This window comes from Massilia aurea, assembly GCF_014200505.1.
GTDB classification, from domain to species: Bacteria; Pseudomonadota; Gammaproteobacteria; order Burkholderiales; family Burkholderiaceae_D; genus Telluria; species Telluria aurea_B.
This window is the reverse complement of the sequence record NZ_JACHBX010000005.1, coordinates 381009-396591: the sequence shown is the minus strand read 5'-3', so window position 1 is coordinate 396591 and position 15583 is coordinate 381009. Positions and strand designations below refer to the sequence as shown.

Sequence of the window (15583 nt, the reverse complement as noted above, 5' to 3'; positions counted from 1 at the left end):
ACAATACTCATCTCCCAGCGCGACTAATTGAATCCCATATCAACAATTTTCCGGTCCGAGCTGGTTGAGCAGGTTCTTGGCTACTCACCAACCGAGTTGCGGCTGCTTTTCCCTCATCCAGTTCGAGCGGAACAGACAGACCTGTCCAGTGCGTATCCGCAAAAGTCTTCGTTGGAGCCGGCCAGCATTCATGCCATCTACGTCGCTGTCCTGATCGTTCAAAGCGAGCTGAAAAATTTCATGACCATTGTGGAGCATGACTTTCTTGCTGAGGCGCAGAAACAGTTTCATGGCGTAGCAGTGGTCCAGAAAAAAAGTGCCGTGGGCGATGCGCGTGTGTGCTTCCAGGTCACCGAGGAATTCGGAGGCTATGTGGTCAGCCTGGTAACTGACAGCATCACGATCCTTGACGCCATCGATCAATCGCGTTTTGCACCGCCCCCGCCATGGCTTGCATTTGAGGATTACAACCCGGCTTGGTGGGGCGGCGCGATGCAGGGAGCGCAGGCGTATTACAACGACCACTACTTTTCACCGTTCTTTCGATGTTTGGATACTGAGCAAAAGAAAGCATATTGCGTAAGATTCGGCGCCAGTACCGAGTGGGTAGAGGCATTGGTGTAATAAACCACTGCACCTGAAGTGTGCGGTTTTTCTTGCAAAAATTTCAAGCGATCGACTTACTATCCTGGAATGCAACGATGACGACGCCTGATATGGATGTTACGCAGTGGGAGTCACTTGACCTTGAATGGCATGGGGACTTCGCGTTCATGGACGGGGCATTACTGGGCGACGATCCTGCACGCGATGTCTACATGATGCTCGCGCTTGAAGGAAAGCCGCTCGTTGAAATCGCTCAAGAGGCAAGCGCCAGGCATTTTCCGCCATCGCCGTTGTGTGTTCGGCGGACAATCTGGCGACATCGAACCAACCCAGGTTTGTTGCGCGACAGTCAGCGTGATTATTACCTGCTCCCGCATTACCACGAACGATATGGCTACCATACGGTGCAGGCGTTACCATTTCGTTTTGAAGGTACGCTAGAAAAACTGGGTTACGAATACTGGAGGGACCAGTCCAGCGCCTATTGGTTTGGTGAATATTCTGTCACCTTGATGGTGGGCGTAAAGCATCAGGATCTTGCTCTACTCGAGCCGGCGCCCAATTTTGTATCAGCCGATTGCGCGATGTTCAGCGACGGCGCCCATATTTTTTTGCAGGGAAAGGTCATCGCGAGCGCGCACGACCAGGTTCTTTATACCAATCACCCGGACTACCGCGTCATCAACGGGCAAGTTTACAGAGGATTCAAGCCATTACATCAAAAGGACGGCACGCCTTTGCATATCGCCAATCCAGAGGCCTTTCACATGCTTGCGCAGCGCTGGGGGACGGATGGCGAGTCGATTATCGTGCAGGCACAGCAGGGTTCAAGCATTTCATACGAATATTTTTACCGCATCGACAATGCTGACCTGGCCACGTTCACCGTACTCAATGAACGTTATGCCAAGGACAAGCAACGTGCGTATTACGTGACGGGAAAGTCCATTCGCTATGTGGGAGATTTTCAATTGCTCAAATGCACGCAACCAGTATTTGATGAAATTGGCCGCGTAGTGTCTGCGCATGAATACCATCACGACTATTTTGCCGTGGATGATCAGTTTGTATATGCAGCAGGGACGCGTCTGCGCGGCGCCCACGGTCCCAGCTTTCAACACCTCGGATTCGACTATTACCGCGATCATCAACGCGCGTACTTTCGCAAGAAGCCGCTGCAGGTGGACCTGGACAGTTTCATCGTGGCGCAGTTATATGATGCAGGCAGCAATTACTGGCCAATACTGGCAGGCCATCGAAATGGGCCGCTGGGCAGCAACGGGATACTCGACGCGGCAATGCATTTGCAGTGGGCGCCATTTTTCGAGGCGCATCCGGAGCTGACGGATTACTGGTGGCACCGCTTGCAAGCGCAGGAGGAAGCGCAGGCGGCACCACAAAAAGAAATCCCGGTGCGACGTGTTATTGGTCTTGGTTTTGAACTGGGCCAGCAGGTATACTTTCATGGACGGCTGATCATCGGTTTGGATGCGGCCAGTTTCAAGTTACTGGGGGAACATCTGTGTGGCGATGTCAATGGCTTGTATTTGATCCCGTTTCATTCCGCTGACAAAGACGTTCCTGAACGGTTTTCTACCAAGTCGGTGGAACATTTCCGCGCATTTGATTCGACTTACCTGAGCGACGGTAAAACAATCTATTGCCACCGGGTTTTCTATTACTGTCCTCAGCCCATTTTGAAGGCTGACATGGCCACCTTCGTGAGCTGCGGTTATGGCTGGGCCAGAGATAGCCGTGCCATTTACTACATGGGGCAGGCAAAAAAATACCTCGACCCAAAAAACACGCAGATACTGGGCACTTATGCGTTTAGCGACACGTTGATCATGGTCGATGGCAAGCCACTGAATGTCGAGTTCAGCCCGGAAGAAGTCTCGGTGCCGCATCCTCATTTTCTGCAGCTGGGCACGCGCAAATTGTTTTGTGGCCGGCGTCCGGTGAGCGCCAGGCGCATCGACCTGGCCACGCTAACGTTTCTCGATGATCGCCATGCGCGCGACAAGCGGCGGTTCTACCGATACGACGGCTATGCCGGACTGACTGAAGTGAGCCAAGCGGACTACCTGCTGTGGTAGGTCCGGTCACATTGATGATCGAACACCGGGACTTCTCCGCGACGACACTGCACCGCTCGAACTGGACCGGCCCTCCCTGCCAGCGCAGAAAATTGGTCAGCGAACGGCATGGCATCGACACCCTCAATGGCGATCCGGCCGGGCCAGTGACGCCGGAGCATGTGGGCAACCTGCAACAACGTGAAAAAATGGAATCGTGCGCGCAAGAGGATTTGTTCTCTTATCTTAGTATGTGCAATATCATTTTTTTAACAGCCAAGGAATTATTGTAATGAAGACTGTCTCCGTACGCCTCCTGTCCAGCCTGGTCCTGATGGCCGCCTCGTTCTCGGCCTCGGCCGGTCCGAACGTGGTCAAGGCGCTTGAAGTCAAAGGCGTATTCAATGAAAAAGTGGGACCTGCGCCGCAATGTGCGTCCACCCTCGGCGGCAAGCTTGCCGGCCACGGAGAGACGGCTGAAGGTACGCCAGTCGCGTTCGTCGGCGGTGATTGCTTCGCCCAGTCCGGCACGACGTTCACCTTCAGCAAGGGCAAGTTCATCCTGCTGTATCCAAACGGCGACCAGATTTTCGCCGACTACAGTGGCCAGTTCGTCCCTACCGGCGCAGGCACTGCCTACGTCATGAACGGTGGCACCTTCACCATCACCGGCGGCTCCGGCACCTATTTTCACGCAACCGGCGGCGGCTCGCTGAGCGGCACTGAAGACTTGTCGAACGGCGCCGGTACGATTGGATTGTCGGGTCGTGTTTCTTACAAGCCGAAGTAATCGCTGAAACTGCGCCGAGCGACGCTCATACTGCGTCGTGACGGCCTGAGGAAAAAAGAGCGGCATGTAAAAAGAGCGGCGAGTATCCCGCTCTTTTTACATGCCGCTCTTTTGCTTGCCGATTTCTGATGGTGCCATTAACAAGCCGTGAAACTGATTGCCTCCAAGCGCCAGCCTTGCCTGCGTCACGTCATGGCGTGACCGGATCGACCGGCTCGAAGCCCGCCGCGCGGCGGCTCGAGCGCGCCAGCGTCCAGGCAAAACCGATACCGGCCGACGTGCCCGAATTCTTCAGGTGCAGCGGGCTGTCGCGGTTGGCGCTGCCGGCGTACGACTCGTAGCGCACGTAGCCGAACAGGCGCACATCGGGATTGAGCTGGCGCGTCGCAAACAGCCCCACGCGCGCGAGCACCAGGCCGGCGTCGGCGCTGTAGGCGTCGCGGCTGGCGGTTGCATACTGCGGCGCGACTTCATAGAAATAACGATTGATGCGCTTGTCGCCGAACACCACCGACGTATTGGCTTCGAACGACCACAGGCCGCGCTCGCCGCGCGTCTCGTAGGCCAGCTTCGGCTCGAACGTCCAGCCCTGGCGCCGCAGGCCGCCGCGTGCTTCGATCACGGCGCGCAGCGGCAGTTCGGCGCGCAGGCGGCCGCGTTGACCGCCAAACGCGTCGATATCTGCCACGCGGATTTTCAGGCGCGGGCCAAATTCGAACAGCGCACCCAGATCCGGCATGCCGGCGCGCGCCTCGACGTCGTCCGAATCGGATGGCAAGGCGCCTGACAAGCCGACGTCGAATTCAAGCCGATCGGAGCGGAACAGGCGCGCACCGATACCTGACTGGTCAGCACGCAGCACTTCCCCGCGGTAGAGCAAAAACGGGATGGGCAGGACGCGGGTGGTACGGTCGTCGGCGCCGGGATATGCCGGCGTGCTCAGGGCGGCGGCGCCAAGGCCGAATTCCCACAGCGGCAGGCTGGCGCCGACAGGCGATTGCGCGTGAGCGTGGAGTGCGGGGAACAGGCAGGCTGCCGCGATGGCAGCCTTCAATGGAACGTGCATGGGGCCTCGGGAGTCTGGTCGGGGGATGACCGGATTCTATCCGAGGCCGTGCCAAAAGTGCACCGCGCGCGCGAACAATCCGCGCGCTGCATGCCGTGGGCTTACGGCCAGATTGCCTGCAGCATCGCGGCCAGGTTGTATCCGCCCTTGATCAGCTGGGTCTTGGCGATTTCGGAGCTCGGCACCGGATAGTTGGCCGGCACTTCGAGCGCGAAGGTGTAGTAGGTCTCGCCTTTCTTGCCGGTTTGCGGCGTCAGCTTGCCCGGCACCACGTCGGCATACGCCAGCTTGGCGGATTTGAGGCCGTCTTCCACCCACTGCACGGGCCAGGTGGCCACGTCGCCCTTGGCTTTCGCGACCAGCGGCGCGCTGGCAATCGCCACGTCCGCGAACTGCTCCGGCGTGCGCGTCTTGATGCGGCGGAATGCATAGTCGACCGTCGTGCTGTCCCAGTACGAGTGGAACGGCTTGGTCAGCGCCTTCGGCACGCCTTCCTTGATGACGACCGGCGCATCGCCCGCTTCTGCAGCAGGAATCACCCCTTTCGACAGCGCTGCCAGTTTCTCGTCATCGAGCAGCAGGTTGTTGCCGCCGCGCGAATCGAACACGAGCGCGTCGTCGATCTCGGCGCGTGATTTCGGCACGATGAACTTGCCGTCTTTGCTGACGAACGCCGAACCGACGTGCAGCGGCTGGTGGATGTCGCCAGCAAAGTGCGCCAGCAGGATCAGGGCCTGGCGCTTGGTGAACTTGTGCGGGTTCAGCGCGGGATCGGTCTTGCCCTGCAAGACAGCGATGCACTGCTCCAGCGTCTGCACGATGTCGACATCGCTCGTGCCCACGCCATGCTCGTGATAGTGATCGAGCTGGAACGGCACGTTGGTGTAATGGTATTCGCTGTGGCGCGGATTGCCTTCGACGTATTCCACCATCTCTGGCGTCTGCGGGCCGCAGTACGTGCCCTTGACGCAGTCGGCCCAGTTGGCGACCGACGCCAGCGATTCGCCCGGTTGCAACAGCAGTGCGATCTGCTTCTGGGCATTGGTCCCCTTGAGCAGCTTGTCGGCGATCGAGCCGACAGCGCGGTGGCCGTCGCGGCCCCAGGCGGCGGCGTCCGATGCGCCCAGTAATCCGAAGGCGCTGGTGAGCGCCAGCACGCATGCGAGTTTTTTCATGATGGTCCTGGTGTACTTAATTGAGGCGCACGATGCGCGGGGTAGCCGGGGCCAGCGCGGCGCCCTGCCCTTCGAGTTTTTTCAGGTAGGCGATGAAGCCGTCCAGGTCGCGCAGGCCGGTATCGATGCGCTCGGTGCCCAGTGCGAATTCCGGATAGCCGTCGCTGCCTTCGGCCAGGAAGTTATTCAGCGCCAGGCGGTATGTTGCGGTATCAACCAGCGGCTTGCCATCGAGCTTGACGCTGCCCGGCACCAGGCGGGTGCCAGCCGGCCGCTTTGCGTCCCACGTGTAGGTGAAGCCCTGCGAGACTTGCAGCACGCTGGACGACACGTTCGGGCCTTCGGGCCACTGGCGTTCGAGCAGGTTGCGGATCTGCGCGCCCGTAAGGTTCATCACGACGGTCGTGTTCCCGAACGGAAGCACGGCCTGGGCCTGGCCAAAGTTGACGGTCTTGTCAGCGCCTGCCTCGAGATCACGCCGCACGCCACCATTGTTCATGAACGCGAACTGCGCGCCCAGGCTGCGCGCAGAGTCCAGCGCCGCATCGGCAACCAGGCTGCCAAGGGGCGATTCACCCGCGTCGTTATTCTTGCGCAGCAGCGGCGCGACGGCGATCTTGGCGATCGGGCGCGTCAAGGCGGCTTCGCTGCGCTCTTTCACTTGCGCGACATACGCGACGATCTTCGGATCGGCCGGATACTCGCCCGGCTTCATCACCACGTTGGCGACGGTCAGGTTCGAGACCGCGCCGGTGGTTGGTTCGACCTGCATCGACACGCGCGTGAGCAGGTGGCCGGCCGTATCGGCCTGGGTCACGACGCGGCCATCGACGTCGCACAGATAGCCCTGGTGCGAGTGTCCGGTCAGCACCAGCTTGACCGACGGGTCGATCTTCCGGACAACGGGGACGATGTCGCCCGTCAGCTTGCTGCAACCGGTTTGCAACGGCGACTCGACCGTGCGGCCGCCCTGGTGCACCAGGGCCACGATGACCTTGGCACCGGCCGCGCGCATGGCCGGCAGCGCGTTGTTGATCGCTTCGGCTTCGTCGCCGAACGTCAAGCCCGCGATGCCCGATGCGACCACCATGTTCGGCGTATCGCGCAGCACCACACCAACCAGGCCGACCTTGATGCCCTTGACGGTTTCGATGGTGAAGCCCGGGATGATCGGCTTGCCGGTGACCTTGTCGATCACGTTCGCGCCCAGGTACGTGAATTTGGCGCCACCAAAATTCGGCGTGAACTTGCAGGCCTTGGTCGGGTGCGGCGAATCGCAGCCGCCGTTCTGCTGACGCAGCAGTTCCTTGCGGCCGCCATCGAATTCATGGTTGCCCACCGCGCTCGCGCGCAGGTTCAGCATGTTCATCACTTCGATCGTCGGCTCGTCGGCCCACAGCGACGACAGCGCCGGGCTGGCGCCGACGATGTCGCCGGTCGACACCAGCAGCAACTCCTTGTCTTCCTTGCGCCAGGCCTGCAGGGCCGCAGCCACTGCTTCGGCGCCGCCGGCGCGCATGACCTGGTCCTTGCCGTCGGCGCCCTTGAGCACATAACGGCTTGGTTCCAGATTGCCGTGGAAGTCATTGAGCGACACGAGGTTGATGGTGACCGGGCCCTGCGGCGCGGTCACGCAGCCGGCCAGCAGCAGCGCAACGGTGAGTATGGACAGACGGGCGCTTGCGCGACGCGAGACGATCATGAAAAACACCTTTTATGGAATCGGGCCGGCGTGGCCGGCACCCGGACAGCGGGGCTTGGATAAGCGCAACAGCAGGCATTATCCCATGCCACCTGTGCGCAGGAAATCCTTACAGCAGCAGGGCTGCGGACTTTTTTGATGAAAAAACGGCCGGTGTTTCCACCGGCCGTTCTGGTTACCTCAGGCTACTTCAATTTACCAATTCGCGCTGCTTAGAATTCGTAACGCAGGGTTGCCTGGATTGCCCACTGCGACTCGCCCTTGGCTTGCTTCAGGTCTTGACGCTCGACGTCGTTACGCACGACGTAGACATAACGACCTTGTGCATCGATACCAGCGACGTCGACGAAGCTGCGTGCCTGGCCACCGGAGCCCTGGAAGCTGATCTCTTCGGTACGGCCCCATTTCTTGTTCAGCAGGTTGCCGAAGTTCATGAAGTCCAGCGAGAAGGTCGCCTTGTTGCGTGCGAAGATGCCCGGGATTTCCTGGCTGATGCGCACGTCGAAGGTGTTGACCCATTCAGCGGTCGAGTTGTTACGCTTGACGACACCACCGGCAGCCTTGCTCAGGCCCTTGTTCGCATTGACGACGTCCCAGAAGCGCTGCTCGTTGGCACGGTTCGTTGCGGTGTCACCTGCGAACGCGACTTCGTTCGAACCGAAGGCGGTCGGGATGTACATCAGGTCGTTACCGGCCAGATTGTCACCGTTCATGTCGTTGTTGAACGTCCAGCTGTATGGACGGCCTTCACGACCTTCGTAGAAGACGCCCAGACGCGTGTTGTAGCCTTCGAAGAATTTCTTCTGGAAGTTCATCAGCGCATTGACGCGGTTCTTGATGGCGTAGCTCGAGGTCGCGGCGACTTCTTCGTTCGGGTTGAACGACGAACGGCCGTTGAAGTTCGAGTTGGCCACCGACGACGTCAGCGGCGAGACTTCGGTTGCATCGGTGTAGGTGTACGCCACCGACCAGCCAAAGCCCTTGGTCATCGGCTGCGACAGCGACATGGTCAGCACTTTCGCGTCGCCCTTGTCGGTATCACGCGCCACCAGCACGTTGCCGAAGCTGCGGTTGTTCAGCGAACGGTTGACCGCGCCGCAGCTGGTGATGATGTTCGCCGTGTTGTTCGACACGCCGTAGCACGCCGTGCTCAGGCCGGCTGCGTTCCAGAACAGCGGACGGCCATCCGAACCGTTGCGCGTTGCTGCGCCCAGGTTCAGGTGCTCGTAATAGATGCCGTTCTTGTTCTTGGTGTACAGCGCTTCAGCGCCGAAGACCAGGCCGTACCATGGCAGTTCGGTGTCGAACGCCAGGTTGGTTTTCCAGATCGATGGCTGACGGAAGCTTGGATCCAGGAAGTTGACGTCCGCGGCCGGAATCGCGCCGGAAATGGCAGGCTGGGCGTCAGGATTGAAGCTGGTCAGGCCGCCGGTGGTCGGGCAGCGGGTGGCGCCGGTGCCCGAGCAGCTGATCGTGGCGGTGGCCACGCCAGTGCCCGAGAACGGGTTCGACATCCACACGGTGGCTGCCGCGCCCTGGAACAGGCCGAAGCCGCCGCGGATCTGGGTTGGACGTGGCGACTTGTCGAAACGGTAGTTGAAGCCGAAGCGTGGCTGGATCAGGTCGGTACCGTCGATGGTGCGGGTATTGTCCAGACCGAAGCCGCCGGACTGGCGCGCGCCGGTGGCTGGGTTGCCGGCCACCAGTGGCTGGCCAGCAGCGATGTTGGCCAATGGACGGCCGCCGACATCGTTACGGTCGTAGCGCACGCCGTAGGTCAGGGTCAGCTGGTCGTTGACGGTCCAGGTGTCTTGCAGGAACAGGCCGGTGTTCTTGGTGCTGAACTCGGCGACCGCATCATTCAGCGATGCGCCTGGCAGCGCGCGCTGCTGGCTGTAGCTCAGTGGACGACCCCTGCGGAAGTTCTCCAGCACAGCTTGCTGCACTTGTGCATTGGTCGCACGTGCGCAGCTTGGCAGTGCGCCGAAGCTGTAGAAGTTCGCATCCGCCGAATCCAGGCAGGCGTAGGTGTACGAGCCGTTGATACCCTGCAGGAACGCGTTGTAGACATCGTTCTTGGTGTAGTCGGCACCGAACTTCATTTCATGGTCGCCCACGATCCAGTTGGCACCGGCGTACAGATCCTTGGTCTTGTTGCGCAGCACGTTGTTGTGACGGCTGAACTCGGTACCGAAGTTGATGTTACGGTTGGCGGTCGACAGGCCACTTGGTGCGTCAGCCGGCAGTGCGCCGCTGAACTGCAGGGCCATCGATGGCGTGCGGGTCGCGTTGACCGGGACCGAATCGTAATCGCGGTTCGAGAACTTGAGCTCGGTCGAGAAATTCGGGGTCCAGTCCGAGAACAACTGGGCAACGGTGGTCTCGATCGACTTGCCCTGGTTGTAGAAGCTCGACGACAGGCCGACACCGGTCGCCGAGAAGCCCGGGTAGAACGGCTCGCCCTGTTCGGTCTTGGCGTAACGCAGGTTGGCGCGGTGTTCGTCGGTGATGTTCCAGTCGAACTTCACCAGGCGCTCTTTCGAGGTCAGCATCGAGCCGGTCGGCACGGCAGTGCTGCCGATGTCGACGCCGTAGGTCTGCTGGGCGATGCGCTGGGCTTCCGAGATGGACGACTGGCTGATGCCGACGGTGGTGCCGGCGCCGCTGCCGATGGCGCCGAACTCAGGGCTCGAACGCGAGCTCTCGAAGTTTTCGGCCAGAGCGTAGATGAACAGCTTGTCCTGGATCAGCGGACCCGATGCCCAGACACCCTTGGTGGTTTCCTTGGATTTCGGCGCGTCGGTGTAGACGTCGGTGATTGGGTTGTAACGGTCGCCCGACAGATTGTCGTTGCGGTACACGTAGTACACGCCGCCCTTGTAGGTGTTGGTACCCGACTTGGTCACGGCGTTGATGTTCGCGCCGGTGTAGCCCTTCTGGGTGACGTCGTAGTTGGCGACGTTGACCTGCACCGACTGGATCGCTTCGATCGAGATCGGCTGACGCGCGGTCGGGCTGCCATTGGCTTCCAGGCCGAAGGTGTCATTGATGGCGACGCCGTCGATGGTGGTCGAGTTGTAGCGCGAGTTCTGGCCGGCGACCGAGATTTCGCCACGGTCCTTGTCGGTCTGCGACACGCGCGGGTCGGCACGCGCATAGTCTTGCAGGTTACGCTGGATCGATGCCTGGGTCTGGAGCTGGGTGTTGCTGATGGCGGTGCCCGCACCCATGTTGTTGCTCGTGAAGACTTCCGAACGCGATGCGGTACCGGCGATGGTCACGGTCTGCACGCCCAGGGTGGCGTCGACTTCTGCGGTCTGTGCCAGGTCGAGGAAGACGTTGTTACGGGTTTGGGTAATCCCGTCTTTGGTGATAGTGATGGTGTAAGGACCACCCACGCGCAGGCCACGTGCAACGTAGCGGCCTTCAGCGTCGGTTACGACATTGCTGACAGAACCCGACTCGGTGTGCAGGATCTGCACTTGCGCGCCGGCAGCCGGCTGACCCGAGACGTTCGAGATACGGCCACCGACGGCCGAAGTAGTGTTCTGTGCGAACGACGGCGACGCCGCCAACGCAACTGACAAAGCCAGCGCCAACTTGGTGAGCCGGATCTGCTGCTGAGTGATCATTGATTACCCCAAAAAGAACTTCAAAGTTGTTTGTTGGACGTCCGACGGACGTCCTCCCCTGCTTTACTGCTTGTTGTATTCGTCGTGCCGCGCCAGTGATTCAGCCGGCAAGCGGCTGCGATTGTATCGGTACAATGTTTCAACAAAATGACACGATGTGTGGTTTGATTTACACCAGAATTGCGCCAATATGCATCAGCGTTTTCAGCCCGACAAATTCAATTTGGCTTGGCTATTCAGAGCTTTTCCGTATAAATCACCCCGCCGGCGTTGTCGTTACGCGACAGAAATGGTGTCATTTGGCGCGCTTTATGACATGGCGGAATTATATGCGTGGCATTCCACGGCGAAATTTTTTCGGTGAAAAATCAGTAGAACCAGCGGTGCAACACAGAATTGTGTAGCAAGAAGACGACAAACCTTTCTTCCCGGTTAACTTAGTGCCGAAAAGTCGAAGGTTGTTTATGACAGGCAGGCGATCCGGCGAGCGCCGGATCGGGGATGACACACTTTATTTCGCGCGCGCTGCCTGAGTCGCCATGGCAGCAACCTGCGCCTCGAATTGGGCGTAGCGCCCATCGAGCTGTTTTGTTAAGCGTTGCTTTTCTGCCACAGGCAGGAAGGCGTAGCGGATACTGTTGTATGACGCTTTCTTGATTTCAGCGTAAGACGGCTTGAACTGGCTGGCAAATTGCACGTACTCGTGCGACAGCGTGTGGCGGGTCACGCCGGCGTCGTCGGTCGAAATCACGTACGGCACGCCATACTTGCGGTACAGGTGGATCGGGTGATCCGCACCGGCCACGCCGCTGATGAACGCGTTCGAGGTCAGGTTGATTTCGACCGGAATATCCTTCTCGCGCATCGTCTTGATGATCGCCGGTGCATTGGCTTCATGCGCCAGGTCCAGGCCATGGCCGATGCGGTCGGCGCCGGCAATGCCCAGGGCGCTGTCGATGTGGAACTTCAGGCCTTCCGGTGGCACCTCGCCCAGCGCCAGCTCGCCCGCATGCATCGCCACTTTCACGTCCGGATACACCGTTTTCAGGAAGCGGAACATCTTCATGTGCAGCAGGTAGTCGCGCATCGACACGTGCAGGCTTTCCTGGCCGACGATGTTGACGCCGACGATGCGTCCGCCCTTGGCGGCGGCCTTGAAGCTCGACACCATCGCCGAAAACACCTGCGACGGGCCCAGGAGGCGCAGCGTGTAGTTCTGGTAGCGCATCGTGAAGCGCTCGTCGTCGATGCCTTCGGATGCCGCATTGATCTGCGCGACGAAGCTGTCGATCGACGTGTTGTAGGCCGCGTTGGCGTCCAGCGCCGCCAGCTCGGCGCGCAACTGGGCGCCGAGCGCCGCGTCGTCGTTCACGCTGGCGCGGGTGCTCGTGTCGAAGGCGGCGTTGGCCACGAACGGCGAGAGCAGGAACATCGTTTCGATGTAGCCGACATTCTCGGCGATGGCGCGCGCCTTGATCTCTTGCAGGCCTTCGCGCAGATTGTCGTTGGCTACCGGGCCGAAGTAGCCGAAGGTGCCGAAGAACAGGCGGTCCGGCGCCGGCTGGATGGCGACGTGGTTACTGAAATCCTTGTTCGACCAGCGCTTGACCAGCTCGCGCCAGGTGTTTTCGTCGGCATTGACCTCTGCGCCCGACAGGCAGGTGCGCTGGGCAGCCGGTTTGGCGCGCTGCGCGGCGATGGTCGCCTTGTCGGTCTCGATGCGGTAGGTGGTCTTGTCGATACAGAAGCCCTGCTTGTCGACGAAATCGACATAGGTCTCGGCATAGATCGCGCCCGAATAATGGTGGTGCAAATCGCCACCCTTGGGCATCTGCGTGAAGAACATCGTCAGCTCGGACAGGCGCGGCGTGCTGCCCTCGATCAGGCTGGCGTAGTGGCGCGCGGTGGCCGCTTCGTTGGCGGTGACCGATGGCGCACGGGCCAGGACGGGCGAAGCGACGACGGCCAGCGCCAGCAGCGCACTGCCGGGCAAATACTTGTGCATGGTGAGACTTTCAGGATGGATGGCAAGCGTCAGACTCTAACGCCTTCGCCCGGGGTTGGCAATATTGCAGCTTGGACCGCCGCCGTGACTCTTGTGCGTAGGGTGGACGGCTGCGCCGTCCACGCGGTGATGGTTGGCAGCAGATCATCCGGTACGAGAACGGCGCCGCCAACGATCAACGCGTGGAAGGCAGAGCCTTCCACACTACGTGACCTCGGCAAATTAACGTTCGTGGACGAGGCGGCCATACGAATACGTCGCGGCCACCGTACGATCATCCCCCAGCAGCGCCAGCGCGAACAGCAGCTCTTCGAGCGAGTGACTGTGGCCCGTGCGGCGCGCCATCAGCGGCGTCGCCTCGCGGTCAAGCACCACGAAGTCGGCTTCGAGCCCGGGAGCGAAGCTGCCGATCGTTTCGGCCAGCCCCATCGCGCGCGCCGCGCCCAGCGTGGCGAGATAGAACATGCGCAGCGCCGTCAGGTAGCTGCCCTTCATGCGTGCGACCTTGTACGCTTCGTTCATCGTCTGCAGCAGCGAGAACGACGTACCGGCGCCCACGTCCGTGCCCAGCGACAGCAGCATGCCGGCCTTGTCGGCGCGCTCGAAGTCGAACAGGCCGCTGCCCAGGAACAGGTTCGACGTCGGACACACGGCGGCGGCCGAGCCGGTGGCCGCCATGCGCGCCATATCCTCGTCGTCAAGCCAGATGCAGTGGCCGAACATTGCGCGCGGGCGCATCAGGCCGTAGCTGTCGTACACGTCCAGATAGCTGCGCGCCTGCGGGAACAGCTCGCCCACCCAGGTGCACTCGTCGCGGTTCTCTGCCACGTGGGTCTGGATGAAGGTGTCCGGGTACGCCGCCGCCAGCTCACCCGTCAGGCGCAGCTGGGCTTCGGTCGACGTTGGCGCAAAGCGCGGCGTGATCGCGTACAGTGCGCGGCCGCGCTTGTGCCAGCGCTTGATCAGCGCTTCGCTCTCGCCAAGCTCGCCTTCGAGATCGCGCAGGAAGTCCGGGCAGTTGCGGTCCATCAGCACCTTGCCGGCCACCATGCGCAGGTTGCGCGCTTCGCTCGCGGCAAAGAACGCGTCGACCGATTGCGGGTGCACGGTGCAGTAGACCATCGCCGTGGTGGTCCCGCAGCGCAGCAGTTCGTCGAGGAAGAAGTCGGCCGTGGTGCGGCCATCTTCGTGATCTTCGTAGCGGCGCTCGGTCGGGAAGGTATAGGTCTCGAGCCACGGCAGCAGGCCCGGGGCCGGCGAGGCGATCATGTCGGTCTGCGGGTAATGCAGGTGCGTGTCGATGAAGCCGGGCACGATCAGCTTGCCGCGGTAGTCGACGGGTTCGAGGCCAGCAGGCAGCGTGGGTGCGAGCGCGGCGTAGTCGCCGGCGGCCTGGATGCGGCCATCCTCGACGATCAGCAGGCCGTCTTCATACAACAGCGCGGCGCCATCGTCGAACGCCGGATCGGCGCGAAAGTGCAGCAGGCTGGCGCGATAGGCCTGCACATTGGGTGATGCAGTGGGCATTACAGAAATTCCGGTTGAGGTTCTGGGTGATATGCAGTGTGGCCTGCAGCTTCCCACACGGCCAGCAATTGCGCCACACTCGATGCGGCGATCACGGCCGGGGCCTTGCCGGCAATATCGGGCAGGCCGATCGGACAGACCATATTGGCCAGGCGCGCATCGTCGATGCCGCGCTCGCGCAGGCGCGCTTCGAACTGGCTGCGTTTGGTGCTTGATCCAATCAGGCCAAACCAGTCGGGCGTGGCCTGATACGCTGGGCGCGCCAGGATGGCATGGCACAGGCGCAGGTCGAGCGCGTGGCTGTGGGTCATGACGAGAAAGCTCGTGCCGGACGCGGCGTGTTCTACCAGCGCCTCGGGCGTATCGGTCGCCTCGATCCTCACGTTCGAGGGGATGGAGGCCGGGAACATGACGTCGCGTTCGTCGACCCACGTCACGCGGCATGGCAGCTCGGCCAGCGCGCGCACGATGGCGGCGCCGACATGGCCGGCGCCGAACAGCATCAGGTGTGCACGCGGCGCCAGTACCGGGTCGAGCAGCCAGCGGCGAGCGCCCTCGCCGTCCAGCACCCGGGCGTAAAGCGCGCGTTCAAATGCCGGTGCGGCCGGCGTACCCGCCAGCAGCGCCGCGTCGTCGAACAAAGCCCATTCGAACGCGCCGTCCAGCGCAACAAGGCGCCAGGTGTCGACATTGCGGCGCGCGCGAAGAATCTCGACCTGCGCGGCATCGACACGTTCAAACGCCAGCCAGGCGACGCCGCCGCAGCACTGGCCCAGGCTCGGGCCCAGCGCAAAGCGCTCGAAACGGCGCGCTTCGCCAAGCTGCAGCATCGTGCGCGCAATCTCCAGCGCGCGGTGTTCGAGATGGCCGCCGCCGATGGTGTCGTCAAAGTCGTGCGCGCGCACGAGCATCTTCGCGCCCGGCTCGCGCGGCGCCGAGCCCTTCACGGCCGCCACTGTGACCAGCACGGACGGCACATCGCCACAGGCGCGCAACCAGTCCATC

General features: G+C 61.3%; 11 protein-coding genes. 4 read left to right on the top strand and 7 right to left on the bottom strand.

Annotated elements, in window-relative coordinates; all coding sequences use genetic code 11:
• The first annotated feature begins 27 nt into the window (after nt 1-27).
• From HD842_RS21710 to HD842_RS21695, 4 genes are all read left to right on the top strand, one after another.
• Nucleotides 28-624, top strand: coding sequence for a hypothetical protein (locus HD842_RS21710; protein ID WP_183557359.1), 597 nt, complete (start codon nt 28-30; stop codon nt 622-624).
• Nucleotides 625-701: 77 nt separating this feature from the next.
• Nucleotides 702-2702 (top strand): DKNYY domain-containing protein, encoded by a 2001-nt coding sequence (locus HD842_RS21705; RefSeq protein WP_183557356.1) that lies wholly within the window; start codon nt 702-704, stop codon nt 2700-2702.
• Between the two features lie 14 nt (nt 2703-2716).
• Nucleotides 2717-2974, top strand: a complete 258-nt coding sequence (locus HD842_RS21700) for a hypothetical protein (RefSeq protein WP_183557353.1) — start codon at nt 2717-2719, stop codon at nt 2972-2974.
• The gene (locus tag HD842_RS21695) at nt 2974-3471 is read left to right on the top strand and encodes a hypothetical protein (protein ID WP_183557350.1); all 498 of its coding nucleotides are present in this window, start codon (nt 2974-2976) and stop codon (nt 3469-3471) included. The genes HD842_RS21700 and HD842_RS21695 overlap by 1 nt, the downstream gene beginning before the upstream one ends.
• A gap of 190 nt (nt 3472-3661) precedes the next feature.
• Here the strand turns inward: HD842_RS21695 and HD842_RS21690 are convergent, their stop codons facing one another.
• The 7 genes from HD842_RS21690 to xdhC form a co-directional block, all read right to left on the bottom strand.
• A complete protein-coding gene (locus HD842_RS21690; protein ID WP_183557347.1) occupies nt 3662-4537 on the bottom strand; it encodes a MipA/OmpV family protein in 876 nt (291 codons plus the stop codon).
• 101 nt (nt 4538-4638) lie between these two features.
• On the bottom strand, nt 4639-5712 hold the full coding sequence (locus HD842_RS21685; RefSeq protein WP_183557345.1) for a S1/P1 nuclease: 1074 nt from the start codon (nt 5710-5712) through the stop codon (nt 4639-4641).
• 16 nt (nt 5713-5728) lie between these two features.
• Nucleotides 5729-7414, bottom strand: coding sequence for a bifunctional metallophosphatase/5'-nucleotidase (locus tag HD842_RS21680; RefSeq protein ID WP_183557342.1), 1686 nt, complete (start codon nt 7412-7414; stop codon nt 5729-5731).
• Between the two features lie 212 nt (nt 7415-7626).
• Nucleotides 7627-11046, bottom strand: coding sequence for a TonB-dependent receptor (locus HD842_RS21675; protein ID WP_183557339.1), 3420 nt, complete (start codon nt 11044-11046; stop codon nt 7627-7629).
• Between the two features lie 511 nt (nt 11047-11557).
• Nucleotides 11558-13051: an adenosine deaminase gene (locus tag HD842_RS21670; RefSeq protein ID WP_183557336.1), complete on the bottom strand. Its 1494-nt coding sequence runs from the start codon at nt 13049-13051 to the stop codon at nt 11558-11560.
• Between the two features lie 222 nt (nt 13052-13273).
• Nucleotides 13274-14578, bottom strand: a complete 1305-nt coding sequence (gene guaD, locus HD842_RS21665; protein WP_183557333.1) for a guanine deaminase — start codon at nt 14576-14578, stop codon at nt 13274-13276.
• Nucleotides 14578-15582 (bottom strand): xanthine dehydrogenase accessory protein XdhC, encoded by a 1005-nt coding sequence (gene xdhC, locus HD842_RS21660; RefSeq protein ID WP_183557330.1) that lies wholly within the window; start codon nt 15580-15582, stop codon nt 14578-14580. Before xdhC ends, guaD begins: the two co-directional genes overlap by 1 nt.
• Nucleotide 15583 lies beyond the last annotated feature (1 nt).

Coding starts and splice junctions, on each gene's coding strand:
- HD842_RS21705 (WP_183557356.1), top strand. CDS start 702: ATGACGACGCCTGATATGGATGTTACGCAGTGGGAGTCACTTGACCTT.
- guaD (WP_183557333.1), bottom strand. CDS start 14,578: ATGCCCACTGCATCACCCAATGTGCAGGCCTATCGCGCCAGCCTGCTG.
- HD842_RS21675 (WP_183557339.1), bottom strand. CDS start 11,046: ATGATCACTCAGCAGCAGATCCGGCTCACCAAGTTGGCGCTGGCTTTG.
- HD842_RS21695 (WP_183557350.1), top strand. CDS start 2,974: ATGAAGACTGTCTCCGTACGCCTCCTGTCCAGCCTGGTCCTGATGGCC.
- HD842_RS21700 (WP_183557353.1), top strand. CDS start 2,717: ATGATCGAACACCGGGACTTCTCCGCGACGACACTGCACCGCTCGAAC.
- HD842_RS21690 (WP_183557347.1), bottom strand. CDS start 4,537: ATGCACGTTCCATTGAAGGCTGCCATCGCGGCAGCCTGCCTGTTCCCC.
- xdhC (WP_183557330.1), bottom strand. CDS start 15,582: ATGGACTGGTTGCGCGCCTGTGGCGATGTGCCGTCCGTGCTGGTCACA.
- HD842_RS21685 (WP_183557345.1), bottom strand. CDS start 5,712: ATGAAAAAACTCGCATGCGTGCTGGCGCTCACCAGCGCCTTCGGATTA.
- HD842_RS21680 (WP_183557342.1), bottom strand. CDS start 7,414: ATGATCGTCTCGCGTCGCGCAAGCGCCCGTCTGTCCATACTCACCGTT.
- HD842_RS21670 (WP_183557336.1), bottom strand. CDS start 13,051: ATGCACAAGTATTTGCCCGGCAGTGCGCTGCTGGCGCTGGCCGTCGTC.